Consider the following 25547-nt stretch of genomic DNA (forward strand, 5'->3'; position numbering starts at 1 on the left):
CTCCGCCCATGCCCCCAGCACGCCGGCGAGCAGCGCTTCGCGCGGCAGGCCGGCGTGCGCCAGCTGCAGCAGCGGCTCGGCCGCGAGGCGCGCGGCTACGGCGCGCTCAGCGGCCGCGGCATGCGCGCAGCCCGGGCGGCCGCAGGTGCATGCCACGGCCGCGCTGACCGTTGTTGCGCCTGGCGAGCCATCGGGCGCTTGCGTAGCCGGCAGCAGCCCGGCGAGCTCCTCGGACGCCGGGCCGCCGCGCAACAGGGCGTACAGCGTCAGCGGGCGCTTGCGCAACTGAGCCAGTACAGCCTCGCGCTGGGCTTCGCTCAGTCGCGCGGGCGTTCCCGTGACCGTGAACATGCCTGCGGCCGATCCGGTCTTGCCCTCAACAGCGGAAGCGGAAACGGAAACTTCCTGGTCCGCTTCCGCTGCTGTATTTACTTCTGCTGTCCATCCACCGGGGGACATATGCAGCTCGATCTTCCATTTTTCGCTCACAATAATCCCCCTTTCTCCACATCTATATTCCCCTGAATGTTCAAGGTCACAGCCACGTCTCACCCTGAAGAGAAATCAGGCCACGCAGCTCATCATCCGACATCTCGGTCAGCCAATTCTCACCCGAACCAACGACCTGCTCGGAGAGTGCCTTCTTACTTTCGATCAGCTCATCAATCCGTTCCTCCAGCGTTCCCTGACAGATCAACTTGTGCACCTGCACGTTGCGATTCTGTCCAATTCGGAATACACGGTCCGTCGCCTGATTCTCAACCGCAGGATTCCACCACCGGTCATAGTGAACGACATGACTCGCCCGTGTCAGATTCAGACCCACACCTCCGGCACGAAGAGATAGCACAAACATGGACGGACCCTCTCCTTTTTGGAAAGTCTCCACCATATCATCTCTTTGCGCCTTCGACACACCACCATGCAGGAAATAAGGTTCTTCCTCATATCGCTGTTTCAACCTCGATACCAGCAGATCTCCCATAGCAACATACTGCGTGAAGATCAGGGCCGATTCCCCGTTATCACGGATGGCGTCCAGCAGTTCAAGCAAACGTTCCATCTTACCAGATGCCTCAGCCTTGCCGTGGTCTTTCCGATTGCTGTCCGCCAGCACCGGATGATCACAGATCTGCTTGAGCTTGGTCAGGGAGGACAACACAATCCCTTTACGGGCAATGCCATTTCTGCCGTCCAGCCCCCCCATCAGATCATCCACCACACGCTGGTACAACACCGTCTGCTCCGGCGTCAGAGAACAATAGGATTTCAGTTCAAGCTTCTCTGGCAGATCCTTGCGAATATCCGGATCACTTTTCAGCCTGCGCAGCATGAATGGAGATACCAGTCGATGAAGCTCACGCAAGGATGCTGCATTTTCTTCAGATGGTCCCAGTCCCGTATAACGCTGACGGAACGATGAAGCGGTGCCCAGATACCCCGGATTGAGGAACTGAAAAATGGACCAGAGTTCGCTCAGTCGGTTCTCTACAGGCGTTCCTGTCATCGCAATACGATGAAGTGTAGACAGACGCATCACGCTTTGTGCTTGCTTGGTACGGTAGTTCTTAATATATTGTGCCTCATCCAGCACAATGGTGGACCAGTGCAACGAAGCCAGATCCGGGCCATCTCTGCCTGCCAGATGATAGGTCGTCAGTACAATGTCATGCGTCTGCGCTTCTGCCTGGAATTCGTTCCCGTGCAGCCGTTGTCCGCCATGATGAATATATAGCGACAGATCCGGGGCAAACCGCTTCAGCTCACGCTGCCAGTTTCCAAGCAGCGAGGTAGGACACACAATAAGTGCAGGCAGATGAACAGGCCGCTCATTCGTGTGCTGATACGCCGGGAATGCATCATCTGATCCATTCAGCAGCTCATTCTCACGGGCTTCCTCTTCAGCTGCCTGGCGTTCCTCGTGTTTGCGATCCAGCAGACAGGTAATTACCTGAATCGTCTTCCCAAGTCCCATATCGTCCGCGAGACATACGCCAAAGCCCAGCTCACGCATCGCGGATAACCATTGGTAACCTCGTTCCTGATAAGGTCTGAGTTCACCATGCAATTCTGCCGGAACCTGACGAGGCTCAATGCTGCGAAGCACCTGTCCATCGAGCAGGAAAGCAAGCATCCCATCAGATTCGGCACCAAAGACGGAGAGGCCCTTCCATGCGGAATCCTCCCCTTCATCCGCTGCCAGATGCAGCCATTCGGAGAGAGGCATATATTGTTCTTCTTCTTTTTTCATATAACGCAGGACTTGGCGAATCTCTTTTGTATCCACTTCAATCCATTCGCCACGGAACATAACATACGGAACTGTGGATTCAGCCAGTGCTGCCAGTTCCTCCGCCGTTACCGGTTTCCCATCCAGCATAGGCTCCGCTTTGAAAGCAACCAATTGTTCCATGCCAAGTGCCGATGTGGCTCCAGGCAACCGTTCTGTTCCCCGATTCAACATCTGCAGACGCAGTCCCGCACGACGTTTCCCGGCACGACTCCACCTTGAAGGCATGAGAACGGTTATCCCAGCCTTCTGCAAACGTGGAACCGCATGTGTGAGAAACTCAAAGAAACCCTGCTGCTCCAGCTTAATTTCCTCCGGACGAGCGGTAAGCAGCGCCGTCTCCAGTTCAGGTGCCAGTTCTGCCGCTTGCCCGAGTGCCATCAATAATTGCTCTGCCGCCGAGGTATATAACACCTTCCCCCGGTCCAGATCTCGCTCTGGATGTGCCCAGATCGTCCGTGCAGGCAACCTCAAGCTTGGTTCCTGCTCACTGTCCGCCCAAAAGCTGATTCCCCAGATCGTTTCATGTTCGCCCAGCGGTGGCTCCAAGCGGAGCACCAGCTTCAATTGGCCTTCAGCAGGTGCCATCTCTTCTGCTCCCACGATTGGCATTGACGTTCCACCAACTTCTTGCAACGTATGAATAAACGCTGTCATATCGTCCGTCGGCCCTTGCACCGTCACAGGACGGAACATCGAGATCAGACTGTTCCACCAGAGTTCGGCTACTGGCGAAGATCCGCGTCGATATGGGGTGCGGTAACGGGACAGTTCACTGTCCATGCCCTCCAGTTCACTTGTCACTACAGCATGAATCATGCCACTCATGAATGAAAATAATACCGCAGCCCCTGCTTCTTCACGCGTTTCCGGTTCCAATGAAGCATAAGCTCCAGGAGCAGCCAATCCAATCGGAGGCATCGCTTCAGCAAGATCGCGGAAGCGTTCGATGTCCTCCTCCTGCTGCAAGCGTGGTCGCCATACGCCTGTTAATGTCTCTTGTCCGGTCCGTCGCCGTGCTCCGGTCTTTGCTGCGAATTCAGCCGATGGAGCAATTGCTCCCCGCAACAGCAGCTCCTGTGTGAACTGCGCCGCCTTGATCCAGTAACGCATCTCTTCTCCAACCTGAATTCCGGCTGTATTTAACAAACGGTCATCCCATTGCAGCAGCAACCTGAAGGCATCCTTTGGCGAGACTGCCAATCCTTCCAATGTGCGTCCCAGCAGTTGACGCCGCTTCGTGTTCTTCGCTTCAGCCGTGTTCCTCAGCGGATTCGGCCAGCGCAGCTCCGCAAGACGCAGAGCGGCAGGCTGAAACAGACGACCCCCGTCGCCAAAATTCAACCTTCTTACCACGTGGCTCCATGCATCCACACGTGGTTCCGATGTTTCACCGGAAAAACAAAAAAATACGTCACCAAGCCATACTCCATACAGCGATTGCATCATTAAAGTCTCCCGTCATCCCTTCGCATTGTTACTCTCCATCATATACGAAAATGACCGGATTTAAAAACCTTTGCCCATAAAAAGTGGTTATTTCGATGGTTAGGGCGTGTCTGAAAACGCCTTAGCGGCACAAAAAAATGTCCCTTCTCCCGAAAAGCGGATGAGGAACATTTGGGTAAACCGAAGGATAATACTGAATATTGAAAGAATTACGGATCGTTATACTCCTATGATCTGATCAAGCTGCCCAGTAATACATCGAGGTTCAAAATACCTGCACGATGATCTTCACAGAACCCGATTTTGTCAAAAACGCCAAGCATGAAACGACGGTGTTCCTCAGCTGGTTCCTCGAAACGATCGTAACTTACGACAGAATCGACCATATCTACGATCAGCGGTACAAATCCACCTTTGTAAGGCACCACAATAATACGTGTAGAAGAGGTATCCTCCTGGTCTGGCATGCCTAACAATACACGAAGACTCACCACCGAAACGACCTTACCGTACAGCGAAGCAAAACCTCGGATCTCCGGGCTTCCAAATGGAACTGTTGTCACCTGTACCATTCTGATGATCTCATGAACTTCATCAATTCGTAGTGCAAAGATCTGGTCTCCTACCGAAAAATTAATATATTGCATTCCCTCGTCCATAGTTATCCCCATATCCTCTCATTCCGTATAATCAGACTACTTTCGTCCCACTAGATGTTACTTTGGTGTATCGGTTATTTTTGACCAAATGTTTAGGCTTCAGATCAATTTTGCCAACTTCAACAGACGTTGCATTACGGTTGCTGTCTCCGCTCTGCTCATTTGCCCTGTTGTGGAGGGTGGTGGAAATCAGTCGTTTTAATATTGAGCGTAAGTAACCTGACATCGGATTGAAAAATTATATTCAAAAAAAAGACCAAAGATCAGCTTTATGCCGATTTTCGGTCTTTTTTATCCCCATATATTATGGATCTGTTTCTATGTTTTCAAATACTTGGAACAAAAAAGCGTTATTACTGTGGATAACTTGTTTAATTACTCCAAAACGACTGTTTTATCGCATGAAAATACGAGTTATACCTGATTTGTGGATAAGTTGTGCACATATTGCACACATGCTGTGGATATCTTTGGCGTTTCATGTGGATATTCATTAATTTAATGTGGACATGTTGTGTATTTGTTTGTAAATCTGACGTAAAATCTGAATTTCCGCTTCAGTTATCCATTACTGTGGACACGTTGTGGACATGCCCAATTTCCTTCGCTGTAGTTATTCGACCAATTCACCCTGACGCATGATCAGCCTGTCATCGATGTACACGTCCGGCTTTTGTACAACTGCATCAATATGAACACCTGCGGCAATCGTTCCACCAAATGTGTTATTGCTGCCAAAGGCCACATGAATTGTGCCGTACACCTTCTCATCTTCCAGCACCACACCCGTGATTCGCGCCTTGTTATTGGTACCGATCCCGAATTCGCCGAGAAAACGACCATCGCCCTCACCAAGCGTTTCCAGTAATTGAGCCCCATCTGGTCCTTCAGCTGACACCAATCGTCCTTCACTAACGGTCAATAGCATCGGTTCACGGAGTGCCCCAATTCCAGCAACGGAACCATCTACAACAATACTGCCCTCACCCTTGCCCTCAACGGGAGCAATATAAGCTTCTCCTGACGGCAAGTTGCCCGATTCACCAGGGTTCAAATACATACCTGTGCTTGGTACACCGTTACGATCTTCAATGGAAAAGGAAAGACTATGGCCCTGCTTCTCTATTCGCACATGGCGACCTGCGGTTAATAGAGCCGTTACCTTCTCGGTCAACGCCTTTACTTGCGAATATTCAGCTGTAATGGCTCCGTTCATAAACATATCCTCTGTCATGCCAGGCATGGTTGCCACTCGGGTCCCTGAAGCAGCGGCTTTTTTGCGTGCTTGGGTATGTGTTAATGAATATCGCGTTACACACACGGCTACATCTGCTCGAATCATGGCCTCTGCAATCGGCGCCGGTGGCTCTTCTCCAGATCTGCTGCGTTCCTCCATGATTAACAGGACCGACTCTGCACCAAGTGCTTTGCCTGCCTCATAGATGGATTCAGCCAGATCCCGCTTCATATCGTCTGCGACAACTACCAGATTCTCTCCGCTGCGCAGTCCGAGACATTTCGTTAGCACATTTTTACTGATTTCCACACGTTGCTTGCTCATACATTCATCTCTCCTGTCTTTGGTTCAGCTCTCAAAAGTCGACTTGACCCTTTCGACAATTAGCACGGGATTCCTGCATGTCCAAACCTGAACTCACCTCAAGGTATCGGCCCATTGGGCGAGGATTGCAGCTGTTTCCTTATACCGAAACGTCGGAAAGTAATGTCCATAGGGGACATCTATCCGTTTGACCTGTGAGTTCATATCTTGGGGATAGTGATATTCCTGATCTTGATTGGCCCACACAACTAATACATTCTTGACATAATGCTGACTTTCCATTTTCGCCCACAACGTTGATCTGGCGCCTTTCCTCTGACCCGAGTGGATCCAGCGCAACAAGTCTGCATGTGCTCCTGCAATACGAGGGGACTGGAGACTGGAGCGTATTCTCTTGCCCATGGCCTCGGCCATAACACTGCTGTCGCCTACGCCGCTATGTGAACTGAACATTTGATTCCAACTTTTCTCCGATCTGCCACGCAGCAGGGAGCGTATCACCCCTCTTGGTAAACGGGAAACCCATCTTAGGACATTCGGATTTGAATTGTTGGCAACTGGCTGGAGCAACCCCAGTCGAATGTCTGTCCGCCCGCTACGCATCTGTGCCGCAGCTACAATAGCAGCCCCGATCGAATGACCAACCAGCTTCACCGGACCCTCAAACTCACCAAGAGCCGTAAGCAGTGCATCCACCTGACCTTCAAACGCTTCATCCCCCTGATGTACCGGGGACCGTCCGAATCCAGCGAGATCGATTAACCATACCGGGTTCCCGGTCCGGTCCCTAAGCTGTTTTCCTAAAGGTAACATCTCATCCGCAGATTGAAGCAAACCATGTACAATAATCCAAGGCTCTCCCTCACCCTCCCAACCAAGCATAGCCATATTTCCACTTCGAGACCGAATATAATCTGTCGGAAAACCCTCAGGTAACGGCGTATACCGAAAACGATAGTCCAGATCGGCTGTAACCAGCGGAAGCTGTTCCCGGATGTCCGGCCAGGATTGCCCCATACGTGTGAACAGAGCCTCCGTCTCTTCAACCGGGAATGACCTGTTGGTAATAAAAGCAACCGACTCCGCTGGAACACCACTGATGCGTGAACCACCTGATTTCATGATCCATTGAATCCACGGTAATGGCACAGCCCCTTTGGGTTTGGGTACGTCCAATTGCTGCGCCAAGAGTTGCAGCAGTTCCTTCATATTGGGACTGTCTTCCCTCCGCGCCAATAGCGGATAAGTTCCTCCGACTGGAGCAGCTTCCCTGGATAGAAAAACTAGTGTCTCTGCAACAATGTCATTCTCCACAAGCGGTAACCAATAGGATGAACCTCCCGGCACTACCGGCATAAGTCCTTTCTGAATCGCCTGAATGAGCAGTCCAATCCCACCCGTTTGCTCGGTTTCACCTGTGGGACGTGGCCCAACCACTGTACTCGGATTTACAACGGATAAGGGATAGCGATGCTGTTCTGCATGCTCGCGAATATGCAGATCGGCATGGAACTTCATCTCTTCATATGCACTTTCATTATTATCCACATGCTCAACCTGTAGATAATTCCCCTGTTCATTCCGCTCTCCATAAGGACTCATATAACCAACAACGTGGATAAAGTGTCTCAATCCATGAGTAGAGTGGATTTCCTGTGCTAGCTGTGCCAGTTCCCTGGCCCCGTTCATGAATATCTGCTCGGCTATTTTTCGTTCCAAAGTGACGTCCATCGTTCCACCCGCGTGAATGATCACATTTGCTTCAAGAGCACGCTCCCGATCTACTGCGGTAAGGCCAAGACCCGACATGGATAAATCACCTGTAATAAAGGTAATCCGCTTGAAATCCTTCACTCCATAAGCCTTCAGCACAGTTCTGGCTCGCTGTTCCGAACGAACCAGCAAGAGCAATTGTGCGTCTCCCTGCGTAAGTTGTTTGACCGTTTCTTTGCCGATAAAACCTGTACTACCTGTCATAAAAATGGTCGTACTTGCCATATCAGACTTACTTATTACCTGATTCATGTTTGTTGAATGTGCTGCTGTGTTTTCTTCATTGGATACACGGTTAGTATGTACAATCATTGTGTTACGGCTCCTTTTAGTACTATATAGTACTAGTTATATTCAAAAAAAGAGCTTCGATTAACGAAGCATCTGACAAAACGTACGCGCCGATTGTTCTATAATCCCTACATCACGGGCAGTTCCCGCTAGGATTAGTGAACCTTCCAATGCGGCAATAAACAACAACGCAGCCGGTCCCGGTTCGATTTCTTTGCGAAATTCACCGCGATCCAAACCTTGCTGAAACAACTTCTCCACCATCGGTCTAAGTTCACGAAAGAATCTGGATATGCTTTCCTTCACTTGGGGTGCACTGTCCGGTGTCTGCATATATAACGTAACAAAAGGACAGCTCCCTTCATAATTTCGGCCCTCAATGCCTGCCGACAACAATGCCATGAATGAGTAGATACGCTCCTCCACTCCTCGCTCACGCTGACTGAGCAGCAGATACAGCTCCGACTCATACTGGGCAATCCAGTATTGTACCACGGCCTGGAGCAGCTCCTCCTTGTTTTTAAAATGATAATAAATATTTGACTTGGATACCCCACTCACGCGCACGACTTCATCCATGCTGACGTAGCTGTACCCCTGACGCAGAAATAATTGTGCCGCCACTTCAACTGCCTTGGTCCGGTTCACCGGATTGGTACTTTTGGATTTGGCGGGTCCCGTATTCATTTTTGGATTTGTCATATTTAGAACTATACAGTACTAATCAGTTGAAAACAAGTATTTCTGTTAACAAAAGAGGACCTCCCACTCCAATTACTCCACACTTGTCCACATTTAGAGTGTAATACACACAGGATATCCACATATAGTATTAACTCTGTGTTAAATACGTCATTAGATCGTTAAACTGCTTAGGGGTTATCCACATTTCAGGGATATAACTGACTTTGAACTTTTCAGAGAGCGTCATTGGCTCCTCGGAAAAACAAAAACAGGCCAACCAGAATAAGATTTCTGGCTAACCTGTTTCAATTAACTCATATATTAGATAGACTAACTTTTCTATCCGAAGATTTCTGAACCATTTTTGGTAACCTGTGGATACCGTCCATGATCCGGATTATTTTTTCAGACTATCCCAGTTCTGTTGCAATGCGTCGAGCAATCCGGCTTTATCCGATTTGCCTGCAACGTAAGCCTGAATCGTGCTGCCATACTCTTGTGGAACCCCTTCAGGGAAACGGTTGAAGTTCCAGCTGAGTGTTTTATTTTCCTGGCTATACTTCATGATCTCTGTGGCGAGGTCACCCAGATCCTCTTCGGATGCCGTGATGGAACTGAACGCCGGAATGAATTTGAATTCTTTCGTCATGTATTGTTTCCCGATATCCGAAGTTACGAGCCACTCCAAAAACTCTTTTGCTTCCGGTTTCACTTGAGAGTTCTTGTTCACAACCCAATAGTTCGGTACACCGACAAATAATTTGTCATTAGGTTCATTGTTAATTGGCATTGGCAGGATACCCAGATTCAGATCCGGATCGATTCCATCGATCTGTACTTGAGTCCAGTTCCCTTGTTGCATCATCGCCGCTTCTCCACTCGCAAACAACGTAACTTGCGTATTGTAGTCGGTTGTCAGCGGGTTTTTGTTGCTGTATTTCAGCGTTAAGTCGAGCAAGTTGATCCAGTCGGCGAACACTTGGTTTCCAGGAATTTTCTCCGTACTTTCGTTGAGTCCCTGGATGAATTTCACCGGATCTGCCTGATTTGCAAATGCGACGTTTACGTTATGATTGCCCAGCACCCACCACTCCTGATATCCATTAGAGAATGGGGTAATGCCTGCGGCTTGAAGTTTCTGTGCCGCTTGATCCAATTGTTCCAGTGTCGTTGGAATTTCAGTAATACCTGCTTTTTGGAAGAGGTCTTTGTTATAAATGAAACCATAACCCTCCAGCGCGAGCGGCTGTCCGTAGAGCTTACCGTCTTTGGTCATTGGCTCTTTGGCTACTTCGAGTGCATCCTTGGCCCATGATTCTCCAGACAGATCTTCCAGATATTCAAGCCATGTATCCAATTCACGATAACCACCTACGTTGAAAATGTCTGGTTGTTCGCCAGCGGCAAACTTGGCTTTTAATGCAGCACCGTAGTCACTGCCGCCACCTACAGTCTGAATGTCCAGTTTGACGCCTGGATGGGAGGATTCATATTCCGCTTTGAGACGATTGAGCGCTTCCGCGATTTCGACTTTGAATTGGAAGATTTTAATGGTTTTATCTCCAGCAGCAGCCTCGCCACCACCTTGAGTATCCGTGTTGACCGGACTGCCACTCTTGTCCCCATTGCCACAACCCGCGAGCATTACCGAAAAAGCAATCAGCATAAGCAACGTCAACTTTGTCATTCTTTTCATACATACACTCTCCCTATAGTAGTTTCAGTATAACCGTTCCACTAATGAATATTTACACTGGCACTCCGATGACAGAATAACCTTCCCTTGAAGCGTGTTTTCATTCTAACGAACCGAGCGCACGTTATTCGCACCTATTTGCACAGGTTCCAATTTTAACGAATCACAGCGACGTTATTTCGTCGATTTGGTCAATTTTTAGGGCTCTGACGCCGTCTTGTACCCGAATAACGTTGCTGAGATTCGTTACAATTTGTATTCCTTGATTATCCACCTATTAAGATGCGGTGGATTCGTTAGCGCTTTGAATACAAGCTTCTTTCTTGGTCATTTCTCTTTATCGTTCTCTTCTCTTTATTGCTCTTTTCCCCAGGAGTCATGCCCAAGCTATACGGGCATGGCTCCCTTTGCACACCTCCATGCGAGGTGGGAGCAAAGGGATCAGGATGCGATGTAGGAGCGGAGCGTTCGCCTTTGATACTCGGTGGCTTCCTTGCCCTAATACATTCAGGCCACCGAGGAGCAACAGCGACCGAAAGCGCAACTTGATCCCGCAGCGACCTTGTGCTCGCACTCGCACCACAGCGACCCTGCCCTCGCACCTTATCCTTTAACTGATCCAGCCGTAATCCCCTGAATGATGTACTTCTGCATCAGCAGGAAGAAGATAATGATCGGCATAATACCGAGCACAAGTGCTGGCAAGGCCAGATCCCATTGCTTCGTATATTGTCCGAAGAGTGCAAAGGTCGCAATCGGGATCGTACGCAGGTTGGAGCTTTGCAGGATCAGCGATGGGAGCAGATAATCATTCCAGATCCAGAGTGTGTTCAGAATGATGACGGTTACATACATCGGTTTCATGAGTGGAAATACGATCCGGAAGAACACTCCGTAGACCGAGCTTCCATCCACACGAGCCGCTTCCTCAATCTCCAGTGGGACGGATTTTACGAATCCGTGGAACAGGAAGACCGACATCGGTGCCCCGAAACCAAGATAACAGATAATGAGGCCGCCAAGGCTGTCGATCAATCCCAGATTACTGGTTACAGTAACAAGTGGAATCATGATAGACTGGAACGGAATCACCATCGCGGCAATGAACATGCCGAACAAAATACGGTTGAACCGGGTATCGCTGCGGACCATTCGGTACGCGGCCATGGAACTGATCAGCACAAGCAACAGATTGCTGACCACGGTAACGATAAGCGAGTTCATCAGCGCGGACGGAAAGTTAATTTTCTCCCAAGCGTTCGCATAGTTGCCCCACTGAAATACTTCCGGCCAAGCAGCCGAATTGGTGAGCAGATCACCGAAGGTTTTGACCGAATTCACAAACAGGAAGTAAAACGGAACCAGGAATAAAAGTCCAAGGAGTACCATGACAATCTCGGTTACAATGGTACTGAAGCGATAATTTTTCGTCGTCTCCATTAGGCTTCTACCTCCTTGCTCTTCGTCAGACGTACCTGAATCATGGTGATGATGGCAACGATTACGAAGAACACGAGCGCTTTGGCGGTTCCGATGCCATATCTGTTATTCACAAAGGCTTCATTGTAAATATTAAGTGCAACCGACTCTGTCGATCCGAACGGTCCACCTTTGGTCAGTGACAGATTGAGATCGAACATTTTGAACGACCAGGAGATCGCCAGGAATAGACAGATTGTCACACCCGGCATAATGAGCGGAAGAATGATGCTCCGCAGTACCTGCCAGCGACTTGCGCCATCAATCTCAGCAGCTTCCAGCAGATCAGGGGATACATTTGTCAGAGATGAGATGTAGATGACCATCAGATATCCTGCGGTCTGCCATACAAACACAATCACGATTCCCCAGAAGGCGGTTGGTTCGTCTCCCAGCCAAGGAAGGTTGAAGAAGGACCAGCCGGTTACATCGCCTACTGCTGAAAACCCTTTCACAAATATGAACTGCCAGATAAAGCCGAGCAACAACCCACCGATCACGTTAGGCATAAAAAAGATCGTACGCAGAATGTTTCTCGTCTTGAGCGGTTTGGTCAGGAAATACGCCAGGAAAAAACCAATCACATTGGTCAGTACCACACCAACCACGGTGAAGCGTACCGTAAACCAAAACGCCGTTTGGAACTTGGGATCATTCGCAAAAACATGCACGAAGTTATCAAACCCTACCCAATTAATGTTCTCGGATACCCCGTTCCAATCCGTGAAGGAATACACCATGCCAAGCAGGAAAGGGACCACGATGATGAGAATAAAAAACACGATGGAGGGACCCACGAACACAAGCTGCTGTAACAGCTGTGAAGATTTGCGATGCTTCATATCGTTCTCCCCTTCTATAGATGGATGAAGTTGGTCTCTTTTTCTATTAAACCCCATTATCGCCGAGGGAAACACCGACCCTTGTGAACAGTTGGGGGTAAAATATTGTCCTCTCTTAACCTGCAACCAGAAGGGGTGTTCCGATGTCCAAATACTACAGTATACGCACCAAATTGATTGCCTTTATGCTCATTGCTACCACACTTCCACTGCTCGCATCGATCAGCATGACGTTTATCCAGACCAAGACAGCCCTGCGGGAACAGGCTGTGGAAGAGAACAAACGCCTGATCTACCAAGCGTCCACCAATCTCAACAACTATGTGGATAACGTGGCCAGAGCGTCGCTCGCTGTGTATAACGACCCAAACTTTCTGCGTAACTTGGCAAAAATTCCTGGTGATTATCGTGCGGTGGCCGAAGTGTACACCACTTTGCAGACAATACGCGCGGCTGTGCCGGATGTATTCCAGCTGTATTTGCACTCTTTTGCCGCTAATCAATCCACCTTGATTACGAACCCCTTTCCGAAGCGGGAGGAACGCAAACAGGCCTATTCCGGCTCGCTTCATGGAAAAACAGGCGGTGACAGCCCGGATATCTGGGTGGAATCGGCACACATGAGTCACACATACGGATTCAAGGCTGCCTCCCCCGATGACCCTGCCAGAACGGTCATTACCCTGCATCGGGTGATCAAGGATATTCCGTCCACCGAGCGTCTGGGTGTACTCGCCATTGATCTGAATATGAATACCATTGCAGCAATCTGTGGCAGGCTGTATGATCCGGCTAAGGAACAGATCTATGTGGTGGATGGTCAGAATCAGATCATTTACCAAGGACGTTCCGAGGTCAATCATACGGATGCACTACGAGCGGAAACGGCTAGTGAACTGAATATCGCGCGATCTGGCGCAGGTACAGCCCAGAATGTTGCAGGGCATTTTGAACAGGATCGTTCCATGTATGTATACCAGCAACTTGGCAGCACATACGCCGATTGGACCATCGTCAAACAGATCCCGAATGAGACGTTATATGCCAGAGCCACCACACTTACGTGGAATAACGCGATGATTGCCATTGCGGCACTTGCATTGGTCATTGTTGCAACCTTGTTCATCTCCATCCGAATCACCGGTCCGCTCAAGCAACTCATGCGGTATATGAACCAGATTCAAGCCGGGCGCCTGCATGTGGATATCCATCTATCCAGTCGCGATGAATTCGGGGTGCTCGCTCGTCATTTCCGGGATATGATGGATACGGTAAATAATCTTATTTTGCGGGAATATCGACTCGAGATCGCCAATAAGACAAATCAACTCAAAGCGTTGCAAGCGCAGATTCATCCGCATTTTCTGTATAACACACTGCAATCGATCGGTACACTCGCCCTTCAACAGCAAGGACAACGGGCGTATATACTACTCTCTAGCCTTTCCAAAATGCTGCGCTATAGCATGCGGGATCAGACCTGCGTGACCTTACGCGAAGAGGCGGAGCATGCCCGGTTATATCTGGAACTGCAGCAGGAGCGGTTTGGTGACCGCCTTGAGGTGGATTTGGATTTTGCCGAAGATACCCTATCTGTCGAAATGCCAAGAATGACGTTACAACCTTTAATTGAGAACTATTTCAAACATGGAGCAGATATTCAGCCTGGCAAAGGTCACATATCCCTGTCCAGCCGCCGGATCAACGATCATTGGATTGAAATAGAACTGAATAATAATGGCCCATCCATACCTGAAGATAAATTACTGGAGATCCGCGGATGGCTGCATCAAAGTCATACAACAACCGGGTTATCCACACAAGAATCCGACGAGTCTGAATCCATCGGTCTACGAAATGTAATACGCCGACTTCAATTGAACTCACATCCCGGTCACTCAGCCAGGCTTGAGATCAGCAATCGGGAACCCAATGGTGTGAAGATCACGGTTAAACTATACGCGGGAGAGTGAACAACATGAAGGCACTGCTTGTAGATGATGAAAAACATGTCCGCGATGCCATAAGGTTGCTTGGTCATTGGGAAGAGTTTGGCATTGATACATTACTTGAAGCAGCAGACGGGGATGAAGCCATCGCCGCCATCACGGCACATCAACCTCAAATCATACTCAGTGACATGCGTATGCCGGGCAAGGACGGTATGGCATTGCTTGAATGGATATCGGCTCATGCCCCACACAGCAAGGTGCTGGTTATCAGCGGATATGATGATTTTGAACTTGTGAGGCATGCAATCAGACATGGTGGCATGGACTACCTCCTGAAACCTGTGGAAGCAGATGAGCTGAATGCATCTCTATTAAAGGCCGTTACAGCTTGGGAAGAGGAAGACGCCATTCGGATACAATCCACCAGGCAATCCATTGTTGTTAATCGAATGCGCCCCCACTACCAGGATCGTCTGCTCACCGAACTTGCCGTCGGCAGAGGCAGCAGCCCATCACACATGCAGCGATTGCAGGATGAGTTGAATCTCCCTAGTGTTATCCCTGTCTGTAGTGTCGCTGTCACCAGCCTGTCCCATCTGGATGCAGGTTGTCTGGCAAAATATCGCAGTCAACCGGACCTGCTTGTGTTCTCCGTGCTCAATATCTGTGCCGAGATGTTATCCACACCAGACGAAGGCGTAATGTTTCGGCAGTTGGATCAACCGGACGAGATTGTTCTGCTGCATTGGGGTCCATCCACATCATTGGAACATATTCTGGACAAGGTCAATCAGGGATTGGAGCAGACGATTCAGCGCCGGCTTCATTTTGGCATCTCCATCTGTGAGTCTTATCCTTGCGGAATCTCAGCGGCCTATCTGGAAGCAAGTTCAAGGCTGTGGCGACGTAATGCTGTGCAAATTAAACAGCGAATCCATGCCTCAGTGGAATCATCAAATGGAAATAAAACCAGGCGTTTAACCGCCCATGAAGAACCCCTGCGTATGGCAGCCATGAGTTGCCGGGCTTCCAGTGTATCTGCTGCGGTCGCCGAGTGGCTTGACCCGATTACTGATCTTGCGGTTGTCAGTGCTGAGCAGATTCAGCAATGGATCGAGGAGCTGGAATGGATGCTGAGCCGCTGGCTTGATGATACGGCAGGTTCGTCATTCCATGAGGAAGAAGTGACGGAGGAACAGTCTATTCCCTTTGCCGAGTTACCTTTGGACGCTGAAGGACTGTTATCTTTCCCCCTGCTTCGTTCATTGTTGGAACAACGACTGCTTGCCGCAGGAAAGGCGCTCACCGCTCACCACCACGCCAATCCTGATCCCATGAGTGAGATTGCACGTTATATGGACGCCCATTATCAGGAGGACCTGTCCTTACAGCAGATTGCCGCGCGTTTCTATCTGAGCCGGGAGTATATTTCCCGTAAATTCAAACAGCATTTTGGTCTGAACTGGTCGGAATATCTGGGCAAACTGCGGATCAACAACGCCAAGCTGTTACTGCAAAATCCTTCCCTTCGAGTCGTCAAAATCTCTGAGATGGTTGGATTTCAGGACGAAAAGTATTTCAGCAAAGTGTTCAAAAAAATGGAGGGCATCACGCCAGCGGAATATCGTAAAACATTATTGGAGGCTGGAACGTAGGAGCTTCAACTCAAAAAGGACCCCCAACGGAGTCCTTTTTTGCTGTTTATTTTGGAACACGAAAATTAGCCTATATCATGACGATTTGTTGGCTCTTTCTTTTCTAAGATAGGATACGATCCGAAAGATTGCAGCTACAGCTATACCCAAGTAGAGATAATAAACTTTATTTCCCGTTGTATGAGCTGCTATGGGAAAAAAGACTACGATGAATGGTACCAGTGCAATATCCAGGTAGAACATGATCTTCCGGTAAGTAAGGATACTCATAACCCCCTTTTATTTACCAAAAATGGTTTTATTAATTGTAATATATCATAACATAGATACACCCTAGTACGCTCACCGATCCCGCAAAATCACCGCAGGTACAAGTCGAATGTAGATTAGCTCCCCTGCAAGCTCCACCATCGTCTGTGTAACAATAACAGCCGCAGCAATAGTTGCCCATTCTGGCGGGAGTGCCAGCGCTAGCGGCAAAACAACCAACGAATTCCGTGTGGCTGAACTGAAAATTAACGCACGCCCTGCGCCTGTATTCAATCGAAACCCATTAGCAATGATCCGAGATATCCAAGGCATAATGATCAGAAAAGCAATGTAGATCGGGATCACTTTTACGATGATCGCCATATCATTGTAGACTTTGCCAATCTGGGAAGCGACAACCACGATCAGCGCAAGTGCCATCATCGGAACCGGGAGCCATGCCGTCGTATTTATGACCCGCTCACCGCTCGCTTTACCTCTTGAGAGAACTTGTGTAACGACAGCAAGCAGCAGTGGAATAACGATCAGAAATAAAAAAGCCTCCACAAACGGCCCTACCTGCATGATCTGCGCCACCTCGGTACCCATCAATAGCCATAAATAAAACGGCAACAGGATCATTTGTATAACAAATAAAAGAGGTGTTGCGGCGAGCATCAGTTTCTCATTGCCCCTGCCGAGTTGTGTGAACACAATGACGTAATCAATACAGGGTGTTAACAGTACCAGATAGACTCCGATCAGAACACCTGGTGATTGCGGAAAGACAAGTGTGAGCAACCATACAACTACAGGTACAACGATAAAATTAGCCACCAGTAGCGCCCCCATAAATCGAAGATTCGACCAGGACTCTTTTAACTGTAAAAAGGGAATCTGTACAAACATGCTGTATAACAGAACGGCAAGAACCGGGGACACGGTGTAGTGTAAAACATTCCCCCATACCGGATTACTCAGCCCTATCACTGCTCCTACGAACAGTGCAACTACATAGAACCAGGTTTGCTGTTGCTCCATCGTTTCTCTTGTGAGCATTCTCTTCCTCCTCTTCCAGTGGGACATCGTGGGCATGGACATATTTCTGCTTCGTTTCGCGTACATTGGGACAGAGTGCCGTTCCAACATAAGCGGCAGAGCACAAGGATCTGAAGGATCAACTTGTGAATTTTTTGCGGCTGTTATTAGAATGTGCAAGAACTGGGTATATTCATTGTAGACTGACCCGTGGTTCATTCATTCGTTAAACCAAGGAGGAAACACAATGTCACGTAACAATCCGTACAAGTGGTTAAACGCCATTGGTTTTATCGCTGTAATTATCGTGAACTACCTCTCCAACGCTCTGCCGATCGGGGGCAAGACCAATAAAGAAGTATCGGATATGTATCCTGTGCTACTCACACCTTCTGGCTATGCCTTCTCTATATGGGGTTTGATCTACTTGCTGTTGGCAGGGTTTGTGATCTATCAGTTCGTGCCCGCTTCCTGGAAAAGGGATTCGATTACCCGTCTCGGGTATTGGTTCCTGGCAAGCTGTGCTTTCAACGTAGCCTGGATTTTTGCTTTTCAAAACTTGCAGACCGGTCTCGCTTTACTGATTATTCTACTTCTTCTGTTGTGCCTGATCATGCTGTATGTAAAAACACGTACCATTACGGTTCCAACCACTGCTGAGATCTGGCTTGTGAAGCTGCCATTCAGCATCTATCTTGGATGGATTAGCGTGGCAACGATTGTCAATGCAGCTGTACTGTTATATAAAATTGGCTGGGATGGTTTTGGTATCAGCGAACCAACCTGGACGATCATTATGCTGATTGTCGGTATGGTGCTGGCTGTCCTCGTTAGTTTCCGTTATCGCGATAGCATATACCCACTTGTATTCACATGGGCGTATATCGCCATTGCACTTAAACAAAAGGATGTCACTTCCGTATATTATACGGCAATCATCATTGCGATCGTACTGGCCATCTATGCGGTATGGTTGTTCTTCGCCCGGAATCAGGATCGCGATTGAGTAGTTTTCATCATATATAACGCTTAAATATAACGAAAACACGTAACGCAAACAGCCGATTCTGGTCTTCGACCTGAAATCGGCTGTTTATGTATAAAAGAACGAATAGGTTGTCCTATTTCAGGGCAATAACTTCAATCTCAACCAGTGCATCTTTTGGTAAACGAGCAACTTCCACTGCACTGCGTGCAGGATAAGGCTGTTCGAAGAACGTGCTATACACTTCATTCACAGGAACGAAGTCGTTCATGTCCTTCAGGAACACCGTCGTTTTCACGATTTTATCCATACTTGTACCTGCTGCTTCAAGGATAGCCTTCACATTGCTCAAGGACAGACGTGTCTGCTCTTGTACATCTGCACCGAATTCTCCCGTTTGGGGATTCAGGCCAAGCTGTCCGGAAGTGTAGATGAAATCGCCTGCATCAACGGCTTGACTGTATGGACCAATGGCGCCTGGCGCCTGATCGGTAGAGATTGGTTTTTTCATGGACGAGTTCTCCTTTGTGTTCGTTATCCTGCTGCCGCATGGAGTCAGGGTTCGAACTCATTTTTGTTGCCTATTATACCACGATCTACCTCAAGCGAGAAACGCTCCTCACTAGCCACATGAAGTAAACAGCTCGTTCAAAGGTTTCTTAGCCCCCGTCCACACCAAGGACATGAATGACTTCATTTGAATACACATGGTTTCCCTTGGCTTGCACCAGCGCAATATTGGTCATGGCCTGTGCAATGGTTGCGGCGTGGACCGCCCGGTATTTGTCCGCTCTGCCTTTCATCCAGCGATCCAGAAACTTCATGGCATAGGCAGCCATCTGCTCACCAAACCGCTTCTCGTTTCGATCTCCCAGAATTAAGGAAGGGCGGAAGATATGCAATGACGGAAAACCGATATCGGACAATGCATCCTCCATTTCCCCTTTGGTCCGACTGTAAAAGACCCGAGAACCTGCACTCGCTCCCATGGAGGAGATCACCAGCATCTGTACTACACCATGTTGCTTCGCAATCGTAGCTGCACGAACCGGGTAATGATAATCCACCTGACGGAAATTGTCCTGACTACCTGCTTTTTTGATCGTTGTACCCAAACAACAGTACAGGTCATCGATTCCATCGAATAAGTGGTCTTGGCTCTCCAGCTGTTCCCAGTCCACTACATGCTGTTCCAGTTTGGGATGTTGCAGCTCAAGCGGACGTCTAACCAGAACGCGAACCAAGCTGTATGCCGGGTGCTCCAGCAGATTATGAACCAGTAATTCGCCTACAAGCCCGGTGGCTCCAATCACCATGGCTTTCCGTTCGAGACGATTCAAATACATCCCTCCACTTCGCCATCTTTTTTGAAGTCATACCAGATACATATGATCAACCTAATGATTTACACGATAACGGAGAGGACAGAAATAACCTGAAGAAGCGGAGCTAAAAGCTTTCTGAAAGAAAGCTTCATCGGAAGCATACGCTTCGCCTTTATCCCCGGATTTTCCCTTTTCTAAAAGGAATCAAAAAATCTGGGGATAACAGCGATCGGAAGGTTGTTCTGTCATCGAAGTGCCCGTGTAAATATTCAATATCTATTTTAACAGTACACGACGTCCAAGGGTAAATGTCAGAATCAGCATCACGACACCAACCCCCATCTGAAATCCATAGGCTGAGATCCAGGCCAGCGCATCGGACCAGGTTTCCATCTTTTCATACAACCAGCCACCCAACAACGGCCCGAGAAACGAAGTGACTCCGGTCAGAGCCGAATACACCGCGACAAACATCGGTCTTTCACTTTTGGGTGTGTCTCCAATCGTAAAGTTAAATGCCAGCTGGTTGAATCCACCTACCCCGATCCCAAGGAAGATATGAGATAGAAATAGTGCGATCAAAACGGGCATGAACGACATTAACCCCCACGACAAACAGGAGAGTGCAATGACTGGCAATGTCCAAAATAGGAGGGTTTTGTTGCTGAATCTGGCATTCAGATTACCCCAAACATAGAAACCGGCCATCATAACCAGCGTCTGGACTACCGTGATCAGGGATACCGTCTGATAATTGATGTTCAATAAATCGAGCATAACATAGGAATAAAGCGGAACAATCAAGGTCTGGATCAATAACCATGAAGCCAGGAACAGCGTTGCTTTCAGGAAAGAACGATCCTGGAACGGCTTGATGAACATGCGCCAGAAAACCTTTTCGGTAGAACGTTCGAAGGGAACGTCCGGATAGAAGAAATAGATGACTGTATTGGCAATAGCACAGATCCACACCGGAATAAACAGGATCAGAAAGCCCATTTCTCCCGGGTAACGGTCCAAAACAATACCGCCTGCAAATAAGCATACGCTTCCAAGAGCATTCAGAATCGTATTTCGAATTCCAAAATAACGCCCTCTCACCTTAGCAGGTACGATATCGCCAATTAGTGAAGTCCAGATCATACCGCCGATGGTATTTGATATAAAAGCAACCGTATACACGCCAATATATACGCTTACCCACCACTCTTTGGGGAATATGAACGGGATCAGTCCCGTTGCACTCCACAAGATGCGATGTGTGCCCACAAATAACAGAAGCATGCGTTTACGGCTGCGAATACGCTGCATCCAGTAAGCTGCTCCGATCTGGGCAATGTTCACAAACGTGGTAATCGCGAGCACAAAGCCGATATGTCTCGACCCGGCCCCAAGGTACAGCAGAAATCCGGTTAAAAATGGGCCTCCCAGCAAGGTCTGTAAAATAATTGCCGGTACACCCTCCCATGTTGCAATCGATAAATTCGTGCGTTGTGTCGAACCCTTGCGCCGTGGTTTGCTTGCTAACGGGGGAGGGTTAACGTTGACCGTCTTCTGTATGGGGATACACTCCTTAGACCGGGTCTCAAAAGCCGGTCGATGCTAGTTGTCATCCCAAATTCTACTCACGGCGCGAAGGTTGTCAACTCATTTTTTCACGGTCCAACGGGAGATAGAGATAGAAGGTGCTTCCTTTACCTTCAGTGCTCTCCAGTTCAATCGATCCCCCCAGTAATCTCGCTAAATCCCGACTGATTGACAGGCCTAGTCCGGTACCGCCAAATTTTCGACTAATCGACCCGTCTGCCTGCTGAAATGCTTCAAATATGGAATGATGCTTGTCCTCAGAAATGCCAATACCTGTATCCTGAACGGAGAAAATAAGCCATCGATTCTGAATACCTGCATTCTTAATCTGCTTGGTGCTTACGGTCAGCGTGACCTTCCCCCGGTGAGTGAACTTGATGGCATTGGACATCAGATTCCGCAAAATCTGTTGAACCCGCTGGGGATCAGACCAGAGCGTCTCGGGCAGTCCCTGTTTTTTGTCCAGAACCAACTGAATACCTTTTTTCTCGGCAACAAGCTGAAAGTGGCTCATGGCATCTTCTGTAAGTTGTGCGACACTGATATCCTCCAGTACAATATCCAGCCGCCCCGCTTCTACTTTGGAGAGATCCAGAATATCGTTAATGAGCGTGAGCAGTTCCTGCCCGGAGTGGTCGATCATATTGGCAAAACGTACAATATCCTCCTGATCCATCGTGTCGGCATTCTCGCTGATCATCTGGGCAAAGTTAATGACACTATTGAGCGGTGTACGCAGTTCATGGGACATATTGGCGAGAAATTCCGATTTGTACTGTGAGGCAATCATCAATTGTTTCGCTCGATCCTCCAGTACAATCTGGGCTTTCTGTAACTCTTCCTTTTGCACAGACAATAGCCGGTTTGTACTCTGGATCAGCAAAATTCGATTCTGTTCATTCTGAAAATCACGTAAAATAAATGCAAAAATAAGGCTCAGCAAAATACCTGTAGGGAGTGTATAAGGCATAATATGTGAAAAGAAGTATGTAGCCGGGATCACACCAACGATAGCAATGTTTACACTATTGACCACATTGACGATAACTGTAACAAGGATTCCTTTAATAATCAGCCTGTAGTTGCTGCGTCTCATCCATATATTCAGACCTGCACATATCACGCCCAAAACAGACATGTTAAGAACTGCCGCCAATGTAGCATCCGTGATGCCAAAAGTCAGCCTCGACAGCCCAATTCCAATACCCACGATAATTACGCTATAGGGTTGTCTATACGTTAGAACGGCTACAATTAAAGGAACATATCGAAGATCAAAGACCACTTCATCGGTGAGTTGAAACCCAAAAACCGTACTGATCCAACCTGCAAATATAAGGACAAGCACGGAGCTGATCTGCTTCACTCGGGAAGAGGTACGTATTACGACATATTTATAGAACACACTAGCAAGATATGCAATGGTAATAAGCATCCCCATATTCAATACGAACATTTTTGAAAATTGCATTCACTCACTCCTGTTGTACCGACTTTACTGGCCAAAGTGCCTTCGTCCGTATGTGTCTCTATCATATCATGCCCATTGAAACTTCCGCATTCCTTCTTCGTCAAAAAAATACACAAAAATACACAAATCAGGATTCAATTTGTGCGCTGGTCGTAGTAGAATATATTGTTGTTTAAATTTGAATTAGTTATTTGCTGGGGTCATGCTCCTAGGGAGCATGAATGAAAGGAGTAAGGTGTTGTGCAATTGTTAAAAAGCAAATCCTATTGGCTGTCATTGAGTTTAATGCTGTCTTTGGCCGTCATGGGGCTCTTCTATGATATTCTTAATAGTCCAGAACGCGGGTTCGTAGTGCTTGATTCGCCGCTTGACCGGATCATTCCTTACGTGCCTGGCATGTCCATTCCATATTTGGGCTGGTACCCGTTTGTATTCGGTGTGCTCGCTTACCTGTGTGCCAAGGATCGCCTGACGTATTACCGTGTCTTGTTATCCATGAATATCTGTGTCTGGATATGTTATCTGATCTACTTCAACTTTCAGACCATGGTACCGCGCCCGGAACTTACGGGTACAGGCCTGGGAGCATCTGTCCTCGGATGGCTCTATAGCCAGGATCGTCCTTATAATTGTTTTCCAAGTATTCATTCTCTTCACTCTTATCTGGTTATGCGTGCTGTTCTCTCGGTTCCAAGCATCCGCAAACCCATCAAGATTTTGGTGGCCGCCGGGGCAGCAACCATTATAGTATCCACGCTAATGATCAAACAACATGTGATCTATGACGCCTTGGGTGCAGTCATACTCGGCGAATGTGTTCTCACCATCATAACTGGCCTCGCTCTACACCGGAGACGCAGAAAAGAATCGAAGTGGACAGAGGGAATCAGCTGATCCCTCACTTCGATGGTTTCTGAAGATGCTGTTGACGTCTCCATTCATCAATAAACAAACCTGCAAAATAGGGGTCCCATTGGGTCCCTTTTCCTTCTTCCAAAATCGTTAACGCTTTCTCGTGACTCATCCCATTCCGATAGGGTCGATCAGACGTCATGGCATCAAAGGCATCCGCTACCGCAATGATGCGGCCAAAAAGGGGAATATCATCACCAGCCATCCCATCCGGGTATCCTTTGCCATCATATCTCTCATGGTGAGATCGTACACCAGGCAGAAAGTCAGCCATGGCATCGATGGGTTCTATCTGTAACAATATACTCTCTCCCTGCACGGGATGTGTCCGAATAATTGCGAATTCCTCATCGCTTAGTTTTCCATCCTTCAGCAACACCTCATCAGGTATGCCGATTTTCCCGATATCATGAAGCAGGGCTGATTTGTACAATAAATCCGCCTGTTCCTCACTCATTCCGCTCAGCTTACCAATCATCAGCGAATACTCTGCCACACGCATGGAATGTCCTGCCGTGTACTTATCTCGGGCGTCTAAAGCAGCAGCCAGCGTAGAAAAATAACTTTGCAACAACTGTCGATTGCGTTCCTGTCTCATCTCCAGCCGATTAATCATCATATTAAAACCGGAGATCAGTGCCGAAAACTCATCCGCATATAGATCCGGAGCTCGTCTGCCAAGATCTCCCCCCTGAATTCGGTTCATCTCATGCGTCAGTTCAGCAACTGGATCACGAACATCACGAATCAACAGCCAGCTTCCCACCAGCGCAAACCCCGCGCCCAGAACAACGATGAGAATTCCCCACAGTATGTACTCTTTCGCAAATTCACTGTCCATATACTGAAGTCGGATATATGTAGCCAGGAAAAATAGAAATAGAGGAAATAATCCAATCAGTGCCGTACTTAACTGAAATTTACGCTGGATCGATACCAGGATGCGCCCTCCCAGTGAAGGTTCCATCCCGTATTGGACTTTGCCTCGATGTCGAATCTCAAGTAAAAGGGGTCTAATCGCCCGCACCGTTAGGTAATACTCAATCAGCGCATGCATGATGGCAATCAGAAAGGCACACGCAGCGGCCACGACAGTATAGAAGTAAGGAAATTCAAGCCACCCTGTGGATATCATCCATATTGTTAATCCGGCTGCCGGAAGTGAGAAGCCAAGCATGTGCGGACCCATGATCCGATATATGGTCTGTCCCGGGAAACGATGAATTTTCTCATACATGTGGTTCAATTCGTCTCTCTCGTGGTGCTCGGAATTGAAAAATTGTCTTATGGGGCCAAGCTGTACCCACAGCGTAATTAATTCTGCAACCAGCATGAACAAGAGTGAAATCAGTACAATGAAGATGAGTCGAACAAATTGAATATTGGGTATTTGCAGAGTAGATACCATAACTACTGTACCGACAACAAAAACAGCTGCCAGTGAACCGATCAGATAATTGCGTATCAGGCGAAAGATAAATGAACGGTATGCTTCCAACTGAACCCCTCACTCTCTATGTGCAACCAGTTCTCCCTTGAGACACAGGGAGATTAAGGGTATTGCCTTCTATTTGTTTATCGGTTGCTCCGACTAAAAAAATTAATAAAATCCAATGGATGGGCATCAAAACTGGAAAACACAAAAAGGC

18 protein-coding genes and 1 pseudogene are annotated in these 25547 nt (G+C 48.2%); 4 read left to right on the plus strand and 15 right to left on the minus strand.

What is annotated here, in order from left to right:
• The 9 genes and pseudogenes from C161_RS31625 to C161_RS19375 all read right to left on the minus strand — a co-directional run.
• Positions 1-489: pseudogene (locus C161_RS31625) on the minus strand (hypothetical protein); the annotation flags it as partial.
• Between the two features lie 46 nt (positions 490-535).
• Complete coding sequence (locus C161_RS19340; protein WP_036672086.1) at positions 536-3739, minus strand: DEAD/DEAH box helicase; 3204 nt, start codon at positions 3737-3739, stop codon at positions 536-538.
• A gap of 227 nt (positions 3740-3966) precedes the next feature.
• Positions 3967-4386, minus strand: coding sequence for a chemotaxis protein CheW (locus C161_RS19345; protein WP_164783412.1), 420 nt, complete (start codon positions 4384-4386; stop codon positions 3967-3969).
• Positions 4387-5011: 625 nt separating this feature from the next.
• A complete protein-coding gene (locus C161_RS19350) occupies positions 5012-5959 on the minus strand; it encodes an aminopeptidase (protein WP_036672087.1) in 948 nt (315 codons plus the stop codon).
• Between the two features lie 93 nt (positions 5960-6052).
• A complete protein-coding gene (locus tag C161_RS19355; protein WP_051449815.1) occupies positions 6053-8044 on the minus strand; it encodes an alpha/beta fold hydrolase in 1992 nt (663 codons plus the stop codon).
• Between the two features lie 60 nt (positions 8045-8104).
• Entirely contained in the window at positions 8105-8671 is a 567-nt protein-coding gene (locus tag C161_RS19360) for a TetR/AcrR family transcriptional regulator (protein ID WP_036607516.1), read from the minus strand.
• Between the two features lie 433 nt (positions 8672-9104).
• On the minus strand, positions 9105-10403 hold the full coding sequence (locus C161_RS19365; protein WP_036672088.1) for an ABC transporter substrate-binding protein: 1299 nt from the start codon (positions 10401-10403) through the stop codon (positions 9105-9107).
• Between the two features lie 603 nt (positions 10404-11006).
• Positions 11007-11843: a carbohydrate ABC transporter permease gene (locus C161_RS19370; protein ID WP_036607337.1), complete on the minus strand. Its 837-nt coding sequence runs from the start codon at positions 11841-11843 to the stop codon at positions 11007-11009.
• Positions 11843-12724, minus strand: a complete 882-nt coding sequence (locus tag C161_RS19375; protein WP_036607341.1) for a carbohydrate ABC transporter permease — start codon at positions 12722-12724, stop codon at positions 11843-11845. Before C161_RS19375 ends, C161_RS19370 begins: the two co-directional genes overlap by 1 nt.
• 143 nt (positions 12725-12867) lie before the next feature.
• Here C161_RS19375 and C161_RS19380 point away from each other — a divergent pair, with 143 nt between their 5' ends.
• Positions 12868-14697: a cache domain-containing sensor histidine kinase gene (locus C161_RS19380; RefSeq protein ID WP_036672091.1), complete on the plus strand. Its 1830-nt coding sequence runs from the start codon at positions 12868-12870 to the stop codon at positions 14695-14697.
• Positions 14698-14702: 5 nt separating this feature from the next.
• Complete coding sequence (locus C161_RS19385; protein ID WP_036672093.1) at positions 14703-16331, plus strand: response regulator; 1629 nt, start codon at positions 14703-14705, stop codon at positions 16329-16331.
• 342 nt (positions 16332-16673) lie between these two features.
• Here the strand turns inward: C161_RS19385 and C161_RS19395 are convergent, their stop codons facing one another.
• A complete protein-coding gene (locus C161_RS19395) occupies positions 16674-17639 on the minus strand; it encodes an arsenic resistance protein (RefSeq protein ID WP_036672097.1) in 966 nt (321 codons plus the stop codon).
• A 226-nt stretch (positions 17640-17865) separates the two neighbouring features.
• On the opposite strand from C161_RS19395, the gene C161_RS19400 reads away from it, so the two are divergent.
• Positions 17866-18624 (plus strand): tryptophan-rich sensory protein, encoded by a 759-nt coding sequence (locus tag C161_RS19400; RefSeq protein WP_036672098.1) that lies wholly within the window; start codon positions 17866-17868, stop codon positions 18622-18624.
• A 115-nt stretch (positions 18625-18739) separates the two neighbouring features.
• On the opposite strand, the gene C161_RS19405 is transcribed toward C161_RS19400, so the two are convergent.
• The 4 genes from C161_RS19405 to C161_RS19420 all read right to left on the minus strand — a co-directional run bounded on the left by C161_RS19405 (position 18740) and on the right by C161_RS19420 (position 22986).
• Positions 18740-19114: a RidA family protein gene (locus tag C161_RS19405; RefSeq protein ID WP_017690870.1), complete on the minus strand. Its 375-nt coding sequence runs from the start codon at positions 19112-19114 to the stop codon at positions 18740-18742.
• Between the two features lie 148 nt (positions 19115-19262).
• Positions 19263-19919, minus strand: a complete 657-nt coding sequence (locus C161_RS19410; protein WP_442789435.1) for an oxidoreductase — start codon at positions 19917-19919, stop codon at positions 19263-19265.
• Between the two features lie 285 nt (positions 19920-20204).
• Positions 20205-21362 carry an MFS transporter gene (locus C161_RS19415; RefSeq protein WP_235193865.1) on the minus strand — a complete coding sequence of 386 codons (1158 nt, stop codon included), beginning with the start codon at positions 21360-21362 and terminating at the stop codon, positions 20205-20207.
• A gap of 208 nt (positions 21363-21570) precedes the next feature.
• Entirely contained in the window at positions 21571-22986 is a 1416-nt protein-coding gene (locus C161_RS19420; protein WP_036672102.1) for a sensor histidine kinase, read from the minus strand.
• 240 nt (positions 22987-23226) lie between these two features.
• Between C161_RS19420 and C161_RS19425 the strand changes: the two genes are divergently transcribed.
• Positions 23227-23880 carry a phosphatase PAP2 family protein gene (locus C161_RS19425; RefSeq protein WP_036607365.1) on the plus strand — a complete coding sequence of 218 codons (654 nt, stop codon included), beginning with the start codon at positions 23227-23229 and terminating at the stop codon, positions 23878-23880.
• A 4-nt stretch (positions 23881-23884) separates the two neighbouring features.
• Here the strand turns inward: C161_RS19425 and C161_RS19430 are convergent, their stop codons facing one another.
• Positions 23885-25396 carry an HD domain-containing phosphohydrolase gene (locus C161_RS19430; RefSeq protein ID WP_036672104.1) on the minus strand — a complete coding sequence of 504 codons (1512 nt, stop codon included), beginning with the start codon at positions 25394-25396 and terminating at the stop codon, positions 23885-23887.
• Between the last annotated feature and the right edge of the window lie 151 nt (positions 25397-25547).

It is taken from the genome of Paenibacillus sp. FSL R5-192 (genome assembly GCF_000517845.1).
GTDB lineage: Bacteria > Bacillota > Bacilli > Paenibacillales > Paenibacillaceae > Paenibacillus > Paenibacillus amylolyticus.

Excerpts from the sequence above, each read along its gene's own strand:
- C161_RS19340 (WP_036672086.1), bottom strand. The coding sequence starts at position 3,739 with ATGATGCAATCGCTGTATGGAGTATGGCTTGGTGACGTATTTTTTTGT.
- C161_RS19345 (WP_164783412.1), bottom strand. The coding sequence starts at position 4,386 with ATGCAATATATTAATTTTTCGGTAGGAGACCAGATCTTTGCACTACGA.
- C161_RS19350 (WP_036672087.1), bottom strand. The coding sequence starts at position 5,959 with ATGAGCAAGCAACGTGTGGAAATCAGTAAAAATGTGCTAACGAAATGT.
- C161_RS19355 (WP_051449815.1), bottom strand. The coding sequence starts at position 8,044 with ATGATTGTACATACTAACCGTGTATCCAATGAAGAAAACACAGCAGCA.
- C161_RS19365 (WP_036672088.1), bottom strand. The coding sequence starts at position 10,403 with ATGAAAAGAATGACAAAGTTGACGTTGCTTATGCTGATTGCTTTTTCG.
- C161_RS19370 (WP_036607337.1), bottom strand. The coding sequence starts at position 11,843 with ATGGAGACGACGAAAAATTATCGCTTCAGTACCATTGTAACCGAGATT.
- C161_RS19375 (WP_036607341.1), bottom strand. The coding sequence starts at position 12,724 with ATGAAGCATCGCAAATCTTCACAGCTGTTACAGCAGCTTGTGTTCGTG.
- C161_RS19380 (WP_036672091.1), top strand. The coding sequence starts at position 12,868 with ATGTCCAAATACTACAGTATACGCACCAAATTGATTGCCTTTATGCTC.
- C161_RS19385 (WP_036672093.1), top strand. The coding sequence starts at position 14,703 with ATGAAGGCACTGCTTGTAGATGATGAAAAACATGTCCGCGATGCCATA.
- C161_RS19395 (WP_036672097.1), bottom strand. The coding sequence starts at position 17,639 with ATGCTCACAAGAGAAACGATGGAGCAACAGCAAACCTGGTTCTATGTA.
- C161_RS19400 (WP_036672098.1), top strand. The coding sequence starts at position 17,866 with ATGTCACGTAACAATCCGTACAAGTGGTTAAACGCCATTGGTTTTATC.
- C161_RS19405 (WP_017690870.1), bottom strand. The coding sequence starts at position 19,114 with ATGAAAAAACCAATCTCTACCGATCAGGCGCCAGGCGCCATTGGTCCA.
- C161_RS19410 (WP_442789435.1), bottom strand. The coding sequence starts at position 19,919 with ATGGTGATTGGAGCCACCGGGCTTGTAGGCGAATTACTGGTTCATAAT.
- C161_RS19420 (WP_036672102.1), bottom strand. The coding sequence starts at position 22,986 with ATGCAATTTTCAAAAATGTTCGTATTGAATATGGGGATGCTTATTACC.